1 pseudogene is annotated in these 790 nt (G+C 47.8%); it reads right to left on the bottom strand.

The features are described from left to right. Positions 1–790 (bottom strand): annotated as a pseudogene (locus R7Z77_RS24995) (tetratricopeptide repeat protein); the annotation flags it as partial.

Below are 790 nucleotides of genomic sequence, written 5' to 3' on the forward strand. Positions count from 1 at the left end.
CTGCTGGCGCGTTGTCTATGGCTTTCAAAAATACCCAATGACTTTGTTTATCTTTGAGGCTAACTTCGCGTGCAATGTGCGTCGCAAGTAGCAGTAAATCGAGCAGCTCTTCGTCATTGATAGCGGTGTAAGCACGAGGCAAGAACGGGTAGTCGCTGATGCCCATACGAATGATGCGATTGACGTTATGCTGAGTCGCAAATTCGTCTACCCACGCTTGGAATTTTTCAAACATGACTTCGGCAGAGGCGTCGCGGTCGGCGTTAGGTTCGATGTAGAGTAAGTTTGCATCCGAGAAGTGGTACAAACGTGCCGGTTTTTCGATGCGCTCTGCTAGGTATTCACCGAATGCGCGTTCTAATTCTAAGCCCGCTTTGTAACCATTTTGAACGTACATGCTGCGTAAGAACGGTAGGTCGATCATCACAAAACGTAGTCGGTCGTTGAGCGGTTCATGGATAAGTTCACCCATTTGCCACTGTTCAAAAGTGTCACGCGATTTTTTCAGTGAGCGAGACAACTTCACGTTCAGCATGCGCAGATTACGTAAGCGAGAGCGGGAATGGGTAAAGAGGTCGTTACGAAGTTTTTCGATTTCACCCGCTTGGCGCTGCATGATCACGCCGCGGCGCATAATGAACAAAAACATAACCAGAACGGTGATGAATAGGGCAAAGGAAATTTTCTGGAACTTACGATGTTCCATTTCCACCTGCTCTAGACGCTCTGATTGACCGACATAGTGAATGGTCTGTTCCGCAAACTCTTTTTGCTGACGGAACGCATCTTC

Source organism: Vibrio sp. 1401, assembly GCF_033340295.1.